At 70.0% G+C, this 18,445-nt stretch carries 14 protein-coding genes; 10 read left to right on the forward strand and 4 right to left on the reverse strand.

The window, feature by feature from the left end:
• Positions 1 to 137: 137 nt before the first annotated feature.
• Positions 138 to 374, reverse strand: a complete 237-nt coding sequence (locus tag EV292_RS09040) for a hypothetical protein (protein WP_132908904.1) — start codon at positions 372 to 374, stop codon at positions 138 to 140.
• A 145-nt stretch (positions 375 to 519) separates the two neighbouring features.
• Between EV292_RS09040 and EV292_RS09045 the strand changes: the two genes are divergently transcribed.
• From EV292_RS09045 to EV292_RS09080, 8 genes are all read left to right on the forward strand, one after another.
• On the forward strand, positions 520 to 3,480 hold the full coding sequence (locus tag EV292_RS09045) for a TonB-dependent receptor (protein WP_132909392.1): 2,961 nt from the start codon (positions 520 to 522) through the stop codon (positions 3,478 to 3,480).
• Positions 3,481 to 3,774: 294 nt separating this feature from the next.
• A complete protein-coding gene (locus EV292_RS09050) occupies positions 3,775 to 4,491 on the forward strand; it encodes a GntR family transcriptional regulator (RefSeq protein ID WP_243693685.1) in 717 nt (238 codons plus the stop codon).
• Positions 4,492 to 4,616: 125 nt separating this feature from the next.
• A complete protein-coding gene (locus tag EV292_RS09055; RefSeq protein WP_132908906.1) occupies positions 4,617 to 5,984 on the forward strand; it encodes an amidohydrolase family protein in 1,368 nt (455 codons plus the stop codon).
• The gene (locus EV292_RS09060) at positions 5,981 to 7,303 is read left to right on the forward strand and encodes an MFS transporter (RefSeq protein WP_132908907.1); all 1,323 of its coding nucleotides are present in this window, start codon (positions 5,981 to 5,983) and stop codon (positions 7,301 to 7,303) included. Before EV292_RS09055 ends, EV292_RS09060 begins: the two co-directional genes overlap by 4 nt.
• A gap of 17 nt (positions 7,304 to 7,320) precedes the next feature.
• Positions 7,321 to 8,565: an iron-containing alcohol dehydrogenase gene (locus EV292_RS09065; protein WP_132908908.1), complete on the forward strand. Its 1,245-nt coding sequence runs from the start codon at positions 7,321 to 7,323 to the stop codon at positions 8,563 to 8,565.
• Positions 8,566 to 8,582: 17 nt separating this feature from the next.
• Positions 8,583 to 10,049 carry an NAD-dependent succinate-semialdehyde dehydrogenase gene (locus tag EV292_RS09070; protein WP_243693686.1) on the forward strand — a complete coding sequence of 489 codons (1,467 nt, stop codon included), beginning with the start codon at positions 8,583 to 8,585 and terminating at the stop codon, positions 10,047 to 10,049.
• On the forward strand, positions 10,046 to 12,157 hold the full coding sequence (locus EV292_RS09075) for a PQQ-binding-like beta-propeller repeat protein (RefSeq protein WP_132909393.1): 2,112 nt from the start codon (positions 10,046 to 10,048) through the stop codon (positions 12,155 to 12,157). Before EV292_RS09070 ends, EV292_RS09075 begins: the two co-directional genes overlap by 4 nt.
• A gap of 2 nt (positions 12,158 to 12,159) precedes the next feature.
• Positions 12,160 to 12,606 carry a cytochrome c gene (locus EV292_RS09080; RefSeq protein WP_132909394.1) on the forward strand — a complete coding sequence of 149 codons (447 nt, stop codon included), beginning with the start codon at positions 12,160 to 12,162 and terminating at the stop codon, positions 12,604 to 12,606.
• Between the two features lie 142 nt (positions 12,607 to 12,748).
• On the opposite strand, the gene EV292_RS09085 is transcribed toward EV292_RS09080, so the two are convergent.
• Together EV292_RS09085 and EV292_RS09090 are read right to left on the reverse strand one after the other, a co-directional pair.
• A complete protein-coding gene (locus EV292_RS09085; RefSeq protein ID WP_132908910.1) occupies positions 12,749 to 13,525 on the reverse strand; it encodes an enoyl-CoA hydratase in 777 nt (258 codons plus the stop codon).
• The gene (locus EV292_RS09090) at positions 13,522 to 14,709 is read right to left on the reverse strand and encodes a CoA transferase (RefSeq protein ID WP_132908911.1); all 1,188 of its coding nucleotides are present in this window, start codon (positions 14,707 to 14,709) and stop codon (positions 13,522 to 13,524) included. Before EV292_RS09090 ends, EV292_RS09085 begins: the two co-directional genes overlap by 4 nt.
• Before the next feature lie 157 nt (positions 14,710 to 14,866).
• On the opposite strand from EV292_RS09090, the gene EV292_RS09095 reads away from it, so the two are divergent.
• Both EV292_RS09095 and EV292_RS09100 read left to right on the forward strand, forming a co-directional pair.
• Positions 14,867 to 16,795, forward strand: a complete 1,929-nt coding sequence (locus EV292_RS09095; protein WP_243693687.1) for a PQQ-binding-like beta-propeller repeat protein — start codon at positions 14,867 to 14,869, stop codon at positions 16,793 to 16,795.
• A gap of 11 nt (positions 16,796 to 16,806) precedes the next feature.
• Entirely contained in the window at positions 16,807 to 17,130 is a 324-nt protein-coding gene (locus tag EV292_RS09100; RefSeq protein ID WP_132908912.1) for a hypothetical protein, read from the forward strand.
• Positions 17,131 to 17,455: 325 nt separating this feature from the next.
• Here EV292_RS09100 and EV292_RS09105 read toward each other — a convergent pair whose 3' ends face one another.
• Complete coding sequence (locus EV292_RS09105) at positions 17,456 to 18,445, reverse strand: SMP-30/gluconolactonase/LRE family protein (protein ID WP_132908913.1); 990 nt, start codon at positions 18,443 to 18,445, stop codon at positions 17,456 to 17,458.

Raw genomic sequence — 18,445 nt, forward strand, 5'->3', positions numbered from 1 at the left:
CCGCCTTCTACCTTGTCTATAAGCCGCTGTTATGTCGGCCAAATTTCTAGAGACGGGGCAGGCGGGGGAAGAACCGGGCGGAAAGGCAACAGCAAGTTTTTATTCGCGAGACCGAGTTGACACCGAGGGCGGTATGACTAGGCTTCCATGGTAACGTTACCGTTCTTCGCGAGCGACCCATCAAAGAGGTCGGGCGAAGGGTGGCGGTACGTACCGGTCGCGGTGCGAGAGTAGAGGAGGAGGATCGCTGCCGTCGGCGGATCGGCGGCAAGGCATTCGGTTCGACGCACGACAGCAACACGGCCACGATCGCGCATGATCGCTGGCGCCGGGTCTTGCCGCGCGCGCTCGTCCTCTTGGATCGACGAACCCATTAGTGCGGCCCGTACGCGGGCCGGCTGCCGCCGGCGCTCGTCCGGCGGAGATCAACGATAGAAGAACTGGGAGTAGGGGATGATGATGAGAGCAGAGACGATCGCGCATCGCGCGCGGGTGCGGACCGGCGCCGCGCTGGCCGCGATGGTGGCGGCCACCCTCGTTGCGGGCGCGGCCAGCGCGCAGTCGGCGCCGGCCGGACAGGAAGCGGGCACCGCGACGACGCCGCCCGAGGTGCCGCCGCAGCTCGACACCACCGCCGGCTCCACCGCCCAGCCGGAGCAGGGAACTGCGTCCAGCCGCGACGCCGCCGCGCAGGACATCATCGTCACCGGCTCGCGCATCACCACGAGCGGCTTCACCGCGCCGACGCCGACGACGGTGATCGATTCCGGCGCGATCGCGGCCAACGCCCAGCCCAACGTCTTCACCACGATCGCGCAGCTGCCGTCGCTCCAGGGCTCGAGCGGCACCAGCGTCAACACCTTCAGCACCTCGAGCGGCGCGCAGGGGCTGAGCTCCTTCTCGCTGCGCGGCGTGGGCGCGATCCGCACGCTGACGCTGATCGACGGCCAGCGCGTCGTCGGCGCCAACGTCACCGGCGTGCCCGACGTCAGCCAGTTCCCGCAGCTGCTGATCAAGCGAGTCGACGTGGTCAACGGCGGCGCCTCCGCTTCCTACGGTTCGGACGCGGTCGGCGGCGTGGTCAACTTCATCACCGACACGCGCTTCAAGGGCGTGAAGGGCAACGTCCAGGGCGGCATCACCGATTATGGCGACAACGAGCAGGTGCTCGTCCAGCTCGCCGCGGGCACCAGCCTGCTCGACGACCGGCTGCATATCGTCGGCAGCACCGAATATGCGCGCGACGAGGGTGTCGGCGGCGGCGAGTTCGGCATCGGGCTCGCCGGCGGCCGCGACTGGTTCAAGCAGACGACGCTGGTCAATCGCAACGTCACCAACGACGGCTCGCCGCAATATGTGCTGCGCGACTTCGCGCAATCGATCACCTTCGCGAAATACGGCCTGATCACCGCCGGGCCGTTGCAGGGCACCGCCTTCGACCAGTCGGGCAGCCCGTTCCAGTTCCAATACGGGTCGAACGGCGTGCCGTCGCGGACATCGTCGGGGGCGGTGATCGGCTGCTTCGCCGGTTTCTGCCAGGGCGGCGACCTCTCCGGCAACGTCGACGCCGGCCGCTCGCTGCTGTCGGGGCTGGAGCGGCTCAACAGCTATGGTCGGATCGGCTTCGACTTCGCGCCCAACAACGAGATCTATGTCACCTCGAACATCGCACAGGTGAAGACCAACAACCAGCCGGTCGGCGGGCAGAACCGCCCGGCGCTGACGATCCAGTGCGCCAATCCCTATGTCCCCGCGCAGGTCAAGGCGGCCTGCGCCACCGCGGGGATCACGCAATTCCAGTTCGGCACCAGCAACGCCGCGCTGGGCAACACCCAGGTCCATACCGATCGGCGCCAGTATCGCTTCGTGGTCGGCGCCAAAGGACGCCAGCCGGTGTTCGGATCGGACTGGAGCTACGATATCTACGTCGAGCACGGCACCAACCGTACCAAGATCGACGTCGACAACATCCTGCTGACCAACCGCTTCAACAACGCGATCAACGCCACGACGCTCGACGGCGCGATCGTCTGCGCCAATCCGGTCGCGCGCGCCGCGGGGTGCCAGCCGCTCAACGTCTTCGGCGGCAACCCGTCGCAGCAGGCGCTCGACTATGTCATGCCCGCCAATGGCCCGCGGCAGCGCACGCGCCAGACGCAGGACGTCGCCAGCCTCAACTTCTCGGGCTCGCCGTTCAGCTCCTGGGCCGGGCCGGTGTCGCTCGCGTTCGGCGGCGAGTTCCGGCACGAGTTCTACAAGGTCACCGCCGACCCTTATGGCGCGGGTATCGAGAACCAGCCGTACGACTCGATCTATCCGTTCGATCCGGTCCAGCTGCCCGGGGGCAACAACTGGTATGCCGGCAACTACAAGAACGGCACCGGCGCCTATAGCGTGAAGGAGGCGTTCGTCGAGGTCGACGTGCCGCTGCTCAACGGCGACTCGGTCGGTCGTGCCAGCGTCAACGGCGCGGCGCGCGTCACCGACTACAGCACCTCGGGCACGGTCTGGGCGTGGAAGGTCGGCGGTACCTGGGACCTGCCGATCGACGGCTTCCGCCTGCGCGGCGTGACCTCGCGCGACGTGCGCGCGCCCAACCTGTCCGAGCTGTTCGCCGCGCCGGTGACGACGACGCAGCCGAACTTCTTCGACCCGTTCCGCAACGTCAACGTGCTCGCGATCCAGAACACGATCGGCAACCCCAACCTGACGCCGGAGATCGCGCGCAACACCACCGCGGGCATCTCCTTCTCGGGATCGAGCTGGGCGCCGGGGCTGAGCCTGTCGTTCGACTGGTACAAGCTCAAGATCACCGACGTGATCTCGAGCCTGGGCGCGGGTGACATCGTCAACCTGTGCTTCCGCAATGTCCTCCCCGAGACGTGCAGCGCCTTCAACCTGAACAACCAGGCCGGCCCCAATTTCATCAACGTCCAGGCGTTCAACCTGGCGTCGATTGACACATCGGGCTTCGACATCGAGGCGAGCTACCGCTGGCAACGGCCGCTCGGGCTGCCCGGCCGCTTCACCGTGCGCGCGCTGGCGACGCATATCAGCAAGTTCGTCACCGACACCGGCCTCACCGGCACGATCCCCAACGACACCGCGGGCGTGAACACGGGCAATACGCCGGACTGGAAGTGGCTCGCGGTGCAGACCTACGAGACCGACGACTTCTCGCTGCTGGTGCAGGAGCGCTGGTTCAGCGACGGCGTGCTCGGACACCAATATATCGAGTGCGGCCCGGGCACCTGCCCGGAGTCGACGCCGCAGCGCCCGACGATCGACAAGAACTTCATGCCGGGCGCGTTCTACATGGACGTGGGCGGGACCTTCAACATCACCGAGGCGGTGACGGCCTATGCCAAGGTCGACAACCTCTTCAACCGCGACCCCGCCAAGTCGCCCTTCTTCGTCAACCCGGCGCTGTACGACGTGCTGGGGCGGACCTATCGTCTGGGGGTGCGCTTCAGCTTCTGATGGACGTGGGCGCGGTGCACGCGCACCGGTGTGCCGCCTGCTCTTAACGAAGAGTCATCCCGGCCTCGCGCCGGGACCCATCGTGCCGCCTACGCCACAGCGGTGGCGAAAGCGACACCATGGATGCCGGGTCGAGCCCGGCATGACGGGAGGGCGTCGAGCGTCGAGAAGCTTAAGAGGGGGGCGGGCCCAGCGCACGGCTCGCGGCGCCGAGCCGCTTCCCACAGCATCTTACGTTGATCGTATAAACCCTATATGATCGGGTCCGTACCTCCCACGGACCGGCGAACTCACTTGCGGCACCCCGACACGACCAGCACCGCCCCGACCCCCGCGCGCGCGGCGCGGCCTGCGCCCGGGCCGACCATGGTGGAGCGCGCGTATGACCATCTGCTCGACATGCTGATGAGCCTCAGGATCGCGCCGGGCGAGCGGATCGCGATCGACACCGTCGCGCGCCAGCTCGGCATCTCGCAGACGCCGGTGCGGGAGGCGATGAGCCAGCTCGAGGCCGAGAAGCTGGTCTACAAGATGCCGAACGTCGGCTATCGCGCCAGCCCGCAGATGACGCGGCATGAGGTGCGCGATCTCTATACACTGCGCCAGCTGATCGAGCCCTACGCCGCCGCGCGCGCCGCCGAAGCGATGACCGACGAGGCCATCGCGACCTTGCGCGCGATCGACCGCGACATGTCGGGCGTGGCGGACGGAGACGCACGCGCTTACGCCCGCTTCGCCGAGGCCGATGCCGCGCTCCACCGGCTGATCGCGACCGCCAGCGGCAACCGCCTGATCGCGGACACGATCGAACGGCTCCACGCGCACCTCCATATCTTTCGCGCGCTCTACGCCACCAACGCGCCGCACGAGGCCGCGCGCGAGCATCGCGCCATCATCGACGCGTTGGTGGCGCATGATCCCGCCGCGGCCGAGCAGGCGGTGCGCCACCATCTCTTATGCTCGCAGCAGCGGATGGACGACGTGCTCGCGGAAACGACGCCAAGCACCTGAGAACATTCGACTGGCGCGACGTTCCGGCGCTTGACAGCCAACCGGCCCCTACTTAGTCAGATCATATAGGATATGACATGGAGGGGAGTGCGATGCGGCGGTTTCGCCCAGGTCGCGCGCGGGCGATGGCTCGCGTCGGCGTCGCGGTAGCGGCGCTGTGTCTCGGCGGCGGGGCCGCGGCGGAGACGGTGGTGCTCGACCATGTCACGCTCTTCGACGGCACGGGCAGCGCGCCCCGCGCCGACCAAGCGCTGGTGATGACCGACGGCCGCATCACTTGGGTCGGCGCCTCCGCTTCGCGGCCAAAGCCGAGCGGCGCCACGGTCGAAGATCTGCGGGGCAAGTTCCTGATGCCGGGCCTGATCGACAGCCACGTCCATCTCGGGCTGGTCGACGGCGTCGATCAGAGCTTCCCCAAATATTACGACCGCGCCAATGTCGAGGCGCAGCTCAAGCTCTACGCGGCCTATGGTGTCACCTCGGTCTACACGCTCGGCACCGACGGTGACCTGATCCACCAGGTGATCGCCGATCAGCGCCGCGCCGGGCGGATCGACGTGGCGCGCGCCTACACCGCCGGACGGGGGGTGGTGTATAAGGGCAGCTACGGCGGCGTGCCGGGGCTGGAGCAGTCGGTGGCGACGCCGGCCGAGGCGACCGCGATGGTCCAGCGCGAGACCGCCAAGGGCGACGATTTCGTCAAATTGTGGATGGACGACGAGTTCGGCACCGTCGCCAAGCGCATGCCCTATGAGGTGAGCAAGGCGGTGATCGACGCTGCCCACGCCGCGGACAAGAAGGCGGCGGCACACATCTTCTACTACGACAACGCCGCGGAGCTGACGCGCGAGGGCGTCGACGTCTTCATGCACCAGGTGCGCGACCGTGTCGCCGACCCGGCGCTGACGGCCGCGATGAAGCGACGCGGCACGTGGCAGCTCGCCTCGACGCTCAGCCGCGAGGCGAGCTTCACCTACACGCTGCTGCCCTTCGTCGACGAGCCGTTCTTCGCGCGCGGGGTCGCGCCGTCGACGATCGCCACGCTGAAGAGCCAGGAGCGGCAGCAGAAGCTCGCCGCGTCACCGCTGTTCCCGAAATATCCGCCGGTGCTGCGCAACGCGATGGCCAGCCTCGCCGCCGAGGCGAAGGCGGGGGTGCGCTACGGCATGGGGACGGACAGCGGGCCGACCGCGCGCTTCCCCGGCTATTTCGCGCACTGGGAGCTGGAGCTGATGGTCAAGGCCGGGCTCACGCCGCTCCAGGCGCTCACCGCCGCGACCGGCACCAACGCCAGCTTCCTGCGCGAGAACGAGAGCGGCGTGCTGAAGCCGGGCAAATGGGCCGACCTGCTCGTGCTCGATCGCGACCCGACGCGAGAGATCCGCAACACGCGCGCGATCAACGCGGTCTATGTCGCCGGGCGCAAGGTGCCGACGATCTGGCAGACCTGCGTCGGCCGCGCCCCCGACGCCTGCGGCACGGCCAGGCCGTGACCCCCGCGAGCGCGCTGGCGGAGCCCGTACCGGCAGCGGGCGAGGGCGCGCTGCGCCCGACGCGAGTGCGCCACGCGGTGTTGTGGCTCACCGTGCTGGCCTATCTGATCACCTATATGGACCGTGTGGTGATCGCGACCGCGGCGCCGTCGATCCAGAAGGAATATGGCTTCTCCCTCGTCACGATGGGCTGGATCTTCGCCGCCTTCCAGTTCGCCTATGCGCTGTTCCAGATCCCGGGCGGCTGGCTCGGCGACCGCTTCGGCCCGCGCCGCGCGCTGACCGGGGTGGTGGTGTGGTGGTCGAGCTTCACCGCGGCGACCGCGCTGACCTGGTCGGCGGGATCGATGATGGTGTGCCGCTTCCTGTTCGGCCTCGGCGAGGCGGGGGCGTTTCCGATCGCGACGCGCTCGCTGTCGCGCTGGATGCTGCCGGCCGAGCGCGGCTGGGCGCAGGGGCTCACTCACGCCGGTGCGCGGCTGGGCGGTGCGGTGACCCCGGTGTTCGTGGCGCTGCTGATCGTCGACTTCGGCTGGCGCATGCCGTTCCTGCTGTTCGCCGGCGTCGGGCTGGTCTGGGCGATCGTCTGGTTCGCCTATTACCGCGACACGCCGCGCGAGCATCGCCGCGTCAACGCGACCGAGCGCGCGATGATCGAGGAGGCGCTCGGCACCGGTCCGGCGCGCGCCAAGGTGCCGTGGCGCCGGCTGCTGCGGCAGCCGCAGCTCTGGACGCTGTCGGCGATGTATTTCTGCTACGCTTATTGCATCAACATCTTCCTGACTTGGTTCCCCAAGTACCTCCACGACGCGCGCGGCTACGATCTCGCGGTGATGGGGCTGTTCGCCAGCCTGCCGCTGATGGCGGGGGTGGTGGGCGATCTCGCCGGCGGCTGGACCTCGGACCTGCTGGTCAAGCGCGGTGCCGGGCTGAAGATGGCGCGGCGCGTCGTCGCGTTGGTCGGGTTCGTCACCGCCGCGGTGATGATGCCGCTTGCCGCCGCGATCGACGCACCCGCCGCCAGCATCATCTGCTTCTGCGTCGCAGTGTTCGGGCTCGAGCTGACCGTCGGCGTATCCTGGGCGGTGACGCTCGACATCGGCGGCGAGTTCGCCGGCTCGGTTTCCGCGGTGATGAACACGCTGGGCAATCTCGGCGCGGCGATCGCCGCCGCGGTGACCGGCTATATCGTCACCGTCAGCGGCTGGTTCCCCGCCTTCATGGTGCTCGCGGTGCTGTGCGCGATCGCTGCCCTCCTGTTCCTGCGGATCGACGCGTCGCGGCGGCTCGCCACCGCTGACGAGGTCGTCGCGGCATGACTTCTGGAGACACTCGAATGACGTCCGACCCGACCGTGCCAGCCCTGTTCGGCGCGGCGCGCCTGCCGCGCTCCATCCTGTTCGGGCGCGGCCAGCGCGCCGCGCTCGGCTCGGCCAGCGCGCGGCTCGGGAAGCGTGCTTTGCTCTGCACCGACGAGCGCCAGGCCGCGCAGCCTGAGTTCGCCGCGATGCTCGCCGATCTCGCCGCACACGGCGTGGAGACGCGCGTGTTCGACGGCACCGTGCCCGACCTGCCGCTGCGCTCGATCGACGCCTGCGTCGCCGCGGCGGGCGGCTTCGACGCGGACGTGGTGATCGGCGTCGGCGGCGGCAGCTCGCTCGACCTCGCCAAGGTGGCCGCGGTGCTGCTCACGCATGGCGGCAGCGTGCGCGACTATTACGGCGAGTTCGCGGTGCCCGGGCCGGTGATGCCGCTGGTCGCCGTCCCGACCACCTCGGGCACCGGCTCGGAGGCGACCCCCGTCGCCGTCGTCGCCGACGAGGAGCGCGGCGCCAAGGTCGGCATCGCCAGCCCGCATCTGATCGCGCAGGTGGCGATCTGTGACCCCGAGCTGACCGTCACCTGTCCGCCCGCGCTGACCGCTTTCTCTGGTGCCGACGCGCTGACCCACGCGGTCGAGGCCTATACCACGCTGGCGCGCCCGATCGACGCGATGCTGACCGAGCAGCATGTGTTCGTCGGCAAGAACGTGCTGTCGGATCATTTCGCCAAGCTCGCCGTGACCAACGTGTTCCGCTACCTCGAGCGCGCCGTCGCCGACGGCAGCGACATCGAGGCGCGCGAGGGCGTGATGCTCGCCGCGCTCGCGGCGGGCTGCGCCTTCGGCACCGCCGGCACCGCGGCGGCGCACGCGCTGCAATATCCGGTAGGCAACCTCACGCATACCGCGCACGGGCAGGGCGTGGCGACGCTGCTCCCCTATGTCATGCAGTTCAACCGCCCCGCCTGCGCGGACGGATTCGCCGAGCTGGCCGAGCTGGTCGGAATCGCGGGTGCGACGCCGGCGGAGCGCGCGCAGGCGTTCATCGACGCGGTCGACGCCTTGTTCCAGCGGATCGCCATACCGCGCTCGCTCGCCGACCTTGGGTTGCGCGCCGAACAGCAGGACCATGTCGCGGAATATTCACTCAACGCGGCGCGGCTGATCAAGAATAACCCGCGGCCGCTCGATCTGGCCGCGATGCAGACCATCACGCGCGCCGCCTTCGCGGGCGACCGCGCCACGCTCCTCCACGCCTGATGCACGGGACGCCTCCGATGACCAGCTACACTCCGCCGGGCGACGGCCCGTTCGCCATCCCCACCGGCCTGCTGATCGGCGAGCGCTGGACCGCCGCCGCGAACGGCGCGACGATCGCGGTCGACGATCCCGCCACGGGCGCGACGCTCACCGAGGTCGCCGACGCCGCAGTGGCGGAGGGGATCGCGGCGGTGGACGCCGCGGCGGCAGCTGCGGCCGAATGGGCCGCGACCGCGCCGCGGAAGCGCGCCGACGTGCTGCTCGCCTGCTTCCACGCGATGATGGCGCAGCAGGAGTGGCTGGCGCAGCTGATCTCGCTGGAGAATGGCAAGGCGCTGACCGACGCGCGCGGCGAGGTGGCCTATGCCGCCGAGTTCTTCCGCTGGTACGCCGAGGAAGCGGTGCGCATCCCCGGCGAGCTGGGGACGTCGCCCGCGGGCGGCAACCGCATCATGGTGCAATATCAGCCGATCGGCATCGCGCTGCTGATCACGCCGTGGAACTTCCCCGCGGCGATGGCGACGCGCAAGATCGCGCCGGCGTTGGCGGCAGGCTGCACCTGCATCCTCAAGCCCGCGTCGGAGACGCCGCTGACCGCCTTGGCGGTGGCCGAGATCATGCGCCGCGCCGGCGTACCCGCGGGCGTGGTCAACGTCGTCACCACCAGCCAGCCCGGCGCGGTGTGCAGCGCGATCCTGCACGACCCGCGCGTGCGCAAGCTGTCCTTCACCGGCTCGACCCAGGTCGGCCGCGTGCTGCTGCGCGAGGCGGCCGACCAAGTGATCAGCGCGTCGATGGAACTCGGCGGCAACGCACCCTTCGTGGTGTTCGACGACGCCGACCTCGACGCCGCGATCGAGGGGGCGATGGTCGCCAAGATGCGCAACGCCGGCGAGGCCTGCACCGCCGCCAACCGGCTGTACGTCCAGCGCGGCATCCACGACGCCTTCGTGGCCAGATTGGTCGAGCGCATGGGCGCGCTGAAGGTCGGCGCCGGCACCGATCCCGCCACCCAGTGCGGCGCGATGATCAACCGCAAGGCGGTCGACAAGATCGAGCGACTCGTCGCCGACGCGGTCGCCAAGGGCGCGCGGGTCGAGCTGGGCGGCGAGACCCCCGCCGGCGACGGCTATTTCTACCCGCCCTCGGTGATCGCGGATGTGAGGCCCGGCTCCGAGATCCTGCGCGAGGAAGTGTTCGGCCCGGTCGCGGCGGTGACCGCGTTCGACACCGCCGAGGAGGCGGTCGCGCTAGCCAACGACACCGAGTACGGCCTCGCCGCTTATGTCTATTCGGCCGATCTCAAGCGCGCGCTGGCGGTAGCCGAGCGGATCGAGTGCGGCATGGTCGCGGTCAACCGCGGGCTGGTGTCGGACGCCGCCGCGCCGTTCGGCGGCATGAAGCAGAGCGGGCTCGGGCGCGAAGGGTCGCACCACGGCCTGCTCGAATATTGCGAGGCGAAATATATCGCGGTGACGTGGTGAGCGCGCCGGGTCTCACCCGCCGCCACCTGCTGGCGGGCACCGCCGCCTCGGCGCTGGTGCTCGCGATCGACCCGGCGGCGCTGGCGGCGCCGATGCAGGACGCGGACGCGCCGCCGCCCGACACCGAGTGGCGCAGCTACGCCGCGGACAAGGCGAACACGCGCTACTCGCCGCTCGACCAGATCAACGCCGACAATTTCAACGACCTCGAGATCGCCTGGAGCGTCAAGACCGACGTGTTCGGCGCGCGCAAGGAATATCAGTTCGAGCCGACCCCGCTGCTGGTGAAGGGCCGTCTGTTCCTCCCCGCCGGGTCGCGCCGCGACTGCGTCGCGCTCGACGCGGCGACCGGCGAGCTGCTGTGGATGCACCGCGTCGACGAGGGACAGCGCGCGCTCAACTCGCCGCGCCAGCTCTCCGGCCACGGCGTATCCTATTGGACCGACGGGACGGTCGAGCGGATCCTCTACGTCACGATCGGCTACCAGCTGGTCTCGCTCGACGCCAACACGGGCATCCCCGATCCCGATTTCGGCACCAACGGCATCGTCGATCTCAAGAAGGACTTCGACCAGGAGCTCGACGTCGACACCGCCGACGTCGGCCTCCACGCCACGCCGATGGTGGCGCGCGACACGGTGGTGGTCGGCGCGGCGCATACCGCGGGCGACGTGCCGGCGGTGCGCAAGAACGTGAAGGGCTATATCCGCGGCTTCGACGTGCGCACGGGCAAGCGCAAGTGGATCTTCCACACGATCCCGCGCAAGGGCGAGTACGGCTACGACACCTGGCTCAACGGCGACGCCGACGAGGCGGGCAATGCCGGTGCCTGGGCCGAGATGTCCGCCGACGAGGAACTGGGGCTCGTGTACGTCCCGGTCGAGCTGCCGACCGGCGACGAGATGGGCATGTTCCGGCGCGGCAACGCGCTGTTCGGCGAATCGCTGGTCGCGCTCGACCTCGAGACCGGGAAGCGCCGCTGGCATTATCAGCTGGTGCATCACGGGCTGTGGGATCGCGACATCCCGTGTGCGCCGATCCTGTGCGACATCCCGGTCGGCGGCCGCACCGTCAAGGCGCTCGCGCAGCCGACCAAGCAGGCGTTCCTGTACGTGCTCGACCGCGCGACGGGCAAGCCGATCTGGCCGATCGTCGAGCGCAAGGTCGAGCGCGGCGACGTGCCCGGCGAATGGTACAGCCCGACCCAGCCGGTCCCGTCCAAGCCGCCCGCCTATGACGTGCAGGGTGTGACCGAGGACGACCTCATCGACTTCACCCCGGCGCTCCGCGCCAAGGCGGTCGAGTTCGTGAAGTCGTACAAGATCGGCCCGCTCTTCACGCCGCCGACGGTGAGCAAGCCGGGCCGCTGGGGGACGATCTCGGCGCCGGGGGTCCAGGGCGGGACCAACTGGCCGGGCGGCTGCTACGACCCCGAGACGCACATGGTCTACGTCTATTCCAAGACGCAGCCCTCGCTGATGGGGATCGTGCCCAACGCCGATCCCAAGGTGTCCGAGTTCCCGCAGGTGCATGGCGTGGCCGGGCGCGAGGCGCGCGCGCTGCCGGCGATGGGCTCTACCAGGCCGAGGATGCCCAACATGGAGGCGCCGCCCGCGGGCGCCCCGGCGGGGGGCAAGCCCGCCGGCGCGTCCAAGGGACCGCCACCGGGCTTCCTCGCCGTCGACGGTCTGCCGCTGCTCAAGCCGCCGTACGGCCGGATCACCGCGATCGACCTGAGCAAGGGCGATCTCGCCTGGCAGGTCGCGCACGGCGAGACGCCCGACAACGTGCGCAACCATCCCGCGCTCAAGGGGCGCAAGATCCCGCGCACCGGCCGCGCCGGCAACCTTGGCCCATTGGTGACCAAGACCTTGGTGATCTGCGGCGAGGCGGGCTTCTACACCAACGAGTACGGCATCCGCGGCGCGATGCTGCGCGCCTATGACAAGGCCACCGGCGAGGAGAAAGGCGCGGTGTACATGACCGCGCCGCAGAGCGGATCGCCGATGACCTATCGTCTGAAAGGGCGCCAATATATCGTCGTCGCCACGGGCGGCGGCAATGCCAGCGCGGAGCTGGTCGCCTACCGACTGCCGGGAGTAGCGTGATGATGGAGCGGACGACGCGATATGGCCTCTGGGCGCTCGGCGCGGCGGCGCTGACGCTCGGCAGCGCGGTGGTGGTGCGGGCGCAGGGCGGGCAGCGCGACGTGTGGAACGGCGTCTACACCGCCGAGCAGGCCGCGCGCGGCAAGCTGGCCTATGCCGAGAATTGCGCCGCCTGCCACGGCGATACGCTGGCCGGGATCGACGTCGCGCCCGCGCTGGTCGGCGGCGGCTTCCTCAACAATTGGAACGGCACCTCCGCGGGCGACCTGTTCTCGCGCATCAAGACGACGATGCCGTTGAGCGCGCCCGGGAGCCTGCCGGGCAAGACCGTCGCCGACATTCAGGCCTATATCTTCGAGGTCAACGGTTTCCCCGCGGGCAAGCTGCCGCTGCCACCGAGCCAGCCGATGGCGGCGGGGATCATGATCGCGCCCAAGCCGGTGGGGTAGGGGAGGCTTGGACTGCCGCACTTGCCGGCGTCATCCTGAACTCGTTTGAGGATCCACCGTGCCGCACCACTAGGCGCCGGGGCGCTCGCGGGACAGTGGATCCTGAAACGAGTTCAGGATGACGCTAGTGGGAGATGCTCGCTCACTCCCCCGTCCACGCCGGCACACGCTTGGTCTTGGCCAGGAAGTCCGCCACGCCGCGCCGGAAATCGGCGCTGCCGTACACCTGCTCGATCAGCGGCTCGATCGCGGGCAGGCCGTCGAAGGTCATTCGCCGCAGCGTCTCCTTCGTCACCCGCGTCGTCAGCGGCGCGTTCTCCGCGGCGCGCGCGCACAGGGCCGCCACCTCGGCGTCGAGCGCGTCGCGCTCCACCACCTTGAGCAGGAAGCCGCTCGCGCGCAGCTCCTCCGCCCCGACGATCTCGCCGAGCAGCACCATCCGTCGCGCCACCGCCACGCCCACCGCGCCGCCGATCCGCGCCAGGCTGGCGGCGGAGAGGCAGTTGCCGATCGTCCGCCCGATCGGCGAGCCGAAGCGCGCGTCAGGGGTCGCCACGCGGAAGTCGCACGCCGAGCTGATGTTGAGCCCGCCGCCGACCGCCCAGCCTTCCACCACCGCGATCGTGGTGCACGGCAAGGCGTCGATCGCGCCCATACACTCGTCGATCTCGCGTTCGTAGGCGACGCCCTGCGCGCCCTCGGCGTAATCGGCGAATTTGGTGATGTCGGTGCCCGAGATGAACGCTTTCCCCCCGGTACCGCGGAAGGTCACCACGCGGACGCTGGGATCGTCCGCGACCGCGCGCGCGGCGTCGCGCAGCGCCAGCCACATCGCACTGGTCAGCGCGTTGTGCGCGGCGGGGTTGTCGAACCGGACATGGACCGCGTCACCGTCGCGCGTGACGACGATCCCGCTCACGCCACCGCCTCGGTCGCCGCGGGCAGCAGCCCGCGCTCGGCCAGCTCGCGGCGGATCTCGGCGTCATGCTCGTTGAGCAGGGGCGGGGGCAGGCGCACCTCCTGCGGTGTGCCGCGCATCTTCACGGGAAAGCCGAGCGCGCGGAACTCGCCCTCGACCGGATGCGGCACCTGCATCACCATGTCGCGCGCGACCGCCTGCTCGCTCGCCACCGCCTCGCCATAGTCGAGGATCGGCGCCGCCGGCACGCCCGCGGCGAGCAGCAGGTCGATCCACTCCTGGCTGGTGCGCGTCACGAAGGTCGGCGCCAGTTCCTCGATCAGCACCTCGCGGTTCGCCACGCGCGCGGCGTTGGTGGCGTAGCGCTCGTCGTCCTGCAGCTCGGGTCGGCCGATCACCTGGAGCAGCTTGAGCCACAGGCCCTGGTTCGCCGCGCCGATCACGAACCAATCGTCCGACGCGCGCACCGCCTGATACGGTGCCGACATGCGGTTGGCCGAGCCGATCGGCGTCGGCGCGCGGCCGGTGCCCCAATATTCGGTCGTCTCCCAGATCGAAAGCCCCATCGCGGCCTCGAGCAGCGAGGCGTCGATATACTGCCCCTGTCCCGACGCCTGCCGCCCGATTACCGCGCTGAGGATGCCGTACACCGAGAAGAGCCCGGCGCCGAGGTCCGCCACCGCGATCGAGTTCTTGGCCGGCTCCATGCCGGGAAAGCCGTTCGAGCTGAGCACGCCCGACATCGCCTGCGCGATCAGGTCGAAACCGGGGCGCTGCGCCCACGGGCCGGTCTGGCCGAAGCCGGAGATGCTGGCGTAGATCAGCCGCGGGTTGAGCGCGGCGAGCGTGTCATAGTCGATGCCGAGCCGCTGCGCGACGCCGGGGCGGGCGTTCTCCACCACGATGTCGGCGGTCTGCACCAAGGCGTAGAGCACCGCGCGGTCGGCCTCGTCCTTGAGGTCGAGCGTGATGCTGCGCTTGTTGCGGTTGAGCGCGAGGAAGCCGGGGCTGTCCTCGCCCTTGAGCCGAAAGCCCATCGAGTGGCGGGTCGAATCGCCGGTACGCGGCGGTTCGATCTTGATCACGTCCGCGCCCATGTCGCCGAGCAGCATGCAGCAGAACGGCCCCGCCATCACCTGCGAGATATCGAGCACTCTCAGGCCCTTCAGCGGCAAGTCCGGCATGTCTCTCTCCTCACACGTGACGCGGCCCCAGCCCGCGCCGATCCGCCACAGATCATATTGTATAGGATCGAGCGGCTTGCTAGCACCGTTGAAATGACGGGACAACGTTGTGGCCGCCCGGCGCGGAACGCAACGTCGCCGAACGGGAGAGTGGAGCGTGGCGAGCAGGATCAAGCGCCCTGAGAGGCGCGTCGCGCGGGCGGGGACGATGCTGGCCGCGGCGGCGGCGCTAATTGCGGGCGCGGGCGCGCCGCTGCTCGCGCAGGCCAAGGGCGACTGGCAGGGTTATGGCCGCGACGAGAGCCACGCGCGCCACTCGCCGCTGACCGAGATCACGCCCGCGAACGTCGCCAGGCTGCGGCAGGTGTGGACCTATCACATGCGCCCCGCGGGCACGACGGGCGAGACGATCCCGATGCCCGACAGCGTCCCCGCCAAGTTCCGCACCGGCTTCTCCGCCTCCGAGGCGACGCCGCTGGTGGTCAAGGGGATCATGTATCTCGCCACGCCCTACAAGCGCGTCGTCGCGCTGGATGCCGCGACGGGCGCGGAGCGCTGGGTCTTCGCGCTGCCGGGCAACGACCAGCCCTCGACGCGCGGCGTCGCTTACTGGCCCGGCGGCAAGGGGACGGGCGCGCGGATCGTCTTCGGCACGCGCAGCGGCAAGCTGATCGCGCTCGACGCCGCCACGGGTCAGCCCGCCGCCGGCTTCGGCACCGCCGGGGCGGTGGACATGAAGACGCCCGAGGTGATGAACGGCACGCGCGCGCCGCTCGGTATGAGCAGCCCGCCCGCGATCTACCGCGACGTCATCATCACCGGCTCGCGCGTGCAGGAGATGCCGGTGAAAGGCGCCGCCGGCGACGTGCGCGGCTGGGACGCGCGCACCGGCAGATTGCTCTGGACCTTCCACACCATCCCGCAGCCGGGCGAGCCCAATTTCGGCACCTGGGAGGGCGACAGCTGGCAGAAGCGCTCGGGCACGAACGTCTGGACCTTCGTGCTCGTCGACGACAAGCGCGGCATCGCCTATCTGCCGGTCGGCGCGCCGACGTTCGATCGCTGGGGCGGGGATCGCAAGGGGCAGAATCTGTACGGCAACTCGATCGTCGCGGTCGAGGCGGCGACGGGCAAGTATCTCTGGCACTTCCAGACGGTCCACCACGACATCTGGGACGTCGACCTGCCCAGCGCGACGCTGATCGAGGTGCGCCGCGGCGGCCGCACGATCCCCGCGATCGCGGTGATGAACAAGACTGCGACGATGTTCATCCTCGACCGCGTCACCGGCAAGCCGCTGTACGACGTGCGCGAAGTGCCGGTCCCGACCGACACCGATATCCCCGGCGAGCAGCCCTGGCCGACCCAGCCGATGCCGGTCACGCCGCCGCCGCTGGCGCGGCTGAGCTATGCCGCGACCGATCTGGTCGACGGGCCGCCCGCGCTGCGCGCCGCGTGCGAGAAGCTGGTCGCCGATCTCACCGTCGCGCCGAGCAAGCCGTTCCAGCCGCTGCGCGCCGACAGCGCGGTCAACTTCTTCCCCGGCAGCCTCGGCGGGGTCGACTGGGGCGGGGGCGCGTTCGATCCGAAAAGCGGGCTGTACGTCGTCAACGTCAACAATCTCGCCAGCCCGCAGCAGCTCGCGCAGCAGCCCGACGGCAGCTGGGGCATGAAGGCGGGCTACGCCTACTTCCAGGACAAGGAGACCGGCCTGCCGTGCCAGAAGGGGCCGTGGGGCGAGCTGGTCGCGGTGAACGTCGACACCGGCGCGGTGGCGTGGCGCAAGGTGCTGGGCACGAACGACGATCCCGCCTTCGCCGCGAACGGCGTGATCAGCGCGGGCGGACCGATCACCACTGCCAGCGGGCTGACCTTCATCGGCGCGACGCGCGACGCCACGATCCGCGGCTTCGAAACGAAGAGCGGCGCGCTGCTGTGGTCGGCGCCGCTGCCCGCGTCCAACTACGGCACGCCGATGACCTATCGCGCCGCCGACGGCCGCCAGATGGTCGCCGCGGTGGCGACCGGCGGCTTCGCCTTCCAACCCGCGACCAGCGACCAGGTGGTCGCCTTCGCCGTCCGCTGAGGTCCATCGCCATGACCGATCCGATCGTCCGTCTCGCCGCCGCCAGTGTCGCGGCCGCTGCCGCGGCGCTGCTGGGCGCGGCCGCGCTGGCGGCGCAGCAGCCCGCCACCCCCGCGCCGGGGCCGGGGCTGGACCTGATCAACGAGCGCTGCGGCTTCTGCCACACCACCAACCAGGTCTTCGCCGCGCACAAGTCCGCCGCCGAATGGCCGGCCCTGGTGCAGTCGATGATCGACCGCGGCGCCGAGCTCTCGCCCGAGGAACAGAAAGTGATGAGCGATTATCTCGTCGCCAATCTAGCGACCGACAGGAAGGCCGGCGCGACCGGGCATTGAGGGGAGGCGTCTGAGCCGGAGCGCGGCTCGCCCCAACCTTGCCGTCATCCTGAGCTTGTCTCAGGATCCACGGTGCCGCCAGCGCCTCGGCCTCTGGATGTGTGGATGGGTGGATCCTGAAACGAGTTCAGGATGACGCCAGTGTGTGATCGATCTGGTGTGACCCAGCGCAGGTGCTCCTGCGGAGGCAGGAGCCGAGGGCCACCAGCGTCACGCCTGCGGCCCTGGGCTCCGGCGTTCGCGGAGCACGGTCAACCTAAGTGGATCAAACAGCTAGGACGGGATGAGGCGAGGGCGCTAGACGGGCAGCGCAACCGCCCCCCTGTCACCGAGCGTAGCGCGGCAGCACCCCCGCCACGGTCGTGCGCAGTCGGTACACGCTGGTCGACGCCGTGATGTAGAGCGTGTGACCATCGCCCGCGAAGGCGAGGTTGGCGGCGACCTCGGGCAGCAGGATGCGGCCGAGCACCGTGCCCGCGGGCGAGATCACATGGACGCCGCCCGGCCCGGTCGCCCAGACGTTGCCGCGCGCGTCGACCTTGAGCCCGTCCGCGCCACCGTCGCCGCCCGCGGGAAAGGGGATCAGCACGCGCCGCCCTGACAGCGCCCCGCCACGTCCCACCCGATAGGCATAGATCGTGCCCGGTGGCCCGTAATCGGTGACGTACAAGGTGCGCCCGTCGGGCGAGAAGCCGATGCCGTTGGGCAGCGTCAGGTCGGTGATCACCGGCGTCAGCTTGCCGCCGGCGTAGCGGAACACCGCGTTGTACGGCAGCTGCTTGGCCGGATCACGGTCCATGCCGTTGAACAGGCCGAACGGCGGGTCGGTGAACCACAGCGCGCCGTCGCCGGCGAAGACGAGGTCGTTGGGGCTGTTGAGCCGCTTGCCGCGATAGTCGGCGATCACCGGCGTGACGCGGCGGTCCGCGCCGACGCGCACGATGCGGCGCGCGCCCATCTGCGCCAGCAGCACGCTGCCGTCGCGATCGGGTACCATCCCGTTGGGGCCGATGCTCTTGCCCGCGGGCGGGTCGGGCAGGCCGCCGGCGTTGGCGATCAGCTCCTCGACGCGGCCGGACGGGTCGACCGCGCGCAGCGTGTCGCCGCTGACGTCGGAGAACCACAGGCGCCCGTCATGCCACAAAGGACCCTCGGTGAAGCCGAAGCCGGTCGCGACCCGCTCGAGCGTCGTGCCCGGCGCGATCAGCGCGTCGAGCGCAGGGGCGAGCCGCTCGACCCGCGGGGCTTCCTCCTGCGCCGCGGCGGGGGCGGGGAGCGCCAGCAGCGCGGCGGCGAGCAGCAGAGCATTCCGCAT

Source organism: Sphingomonas sp. BK235, assembly GCF_004345855.1.
In the GTDB taxonomy this organism is placed as follows: domain Bacteria; phylum Pseudomonadota; class Alphaproteobacteria; order Sphingomonadales; family Sphingomonadaceae; genus Sphingomonas.

What these genes read in the sequence shown, in the direction of transcription:
- EV292_RS09040 (WP_132908904.1), bottom strand. Translation starts at nt 374, where the DNA reads ATGGGTTCGTCGATCCAAGAGGACGAGCGCGCGCGGCAAGACCCGGCG.
- EV292_RS09045 (WP_132909392.1), top strand. Translation starts at nt 520, where the DNA reads ATGGTGGCGGCCACCCTCGTTGCGGGCGCGGCCAGCGCGCAGTCGGCG.
- EV292_RS09055 (WP_132908906.1), top strand. Translation starts at nt 4,617, where the DNA reads ATGGCTCGCGTCGGCGTCGCGGTAGCGGCGCTGTGTCTCGGCGGCGGG.
- EV292_RS09065 (WP_132908908.1), top strand. Translation starts at nt 7,321, where the DNA reads ATGACGTCCGACCCGACCGTGCCAGCCCTGTTCGGCGCGGCGCGCCTG.
- EV292_RS09070 (WP_243693686.1), top strand. Translation starts at nt 8,583, where the DNA reads ATGACCAGCTACACTCCGCCGGGCGACGGCCCGTTCGCCATCCCCACC.
- EV292_RS09080 (WP_132909394.1), top strand. Translation starts at nt 12,160, where the DNA reads ATGGAGCGGACGACGCGATATGGCCTCTGGGCGCTCGGCGCGGCGGCG.
- EV292_RS09090 (WP_132908911.1), bottom strand. Translation starts at nt 14,709, where the DNA reads ATGCCGGACTTGCCGCTGAAGGGCCTGAGAGTGCTCGATATCTCGCAG.
- EV292_RS09100 (WP_132908912.1), top strand. Translation starts at nt 16,807, where the DNA reads ATGACCGATCCGATCGTCCGTCTCGCCGCCGCCAGTGTCGCGGCCGCT.
- EV292_RS09105 (WP_132908913.1), bottom strand. Translation starts at nt 18,445, where the DNA reads ATGCGGAATGCTCTGCTGCTCGCCGCCGCGCTGCTGGCGCTCCCCGCC.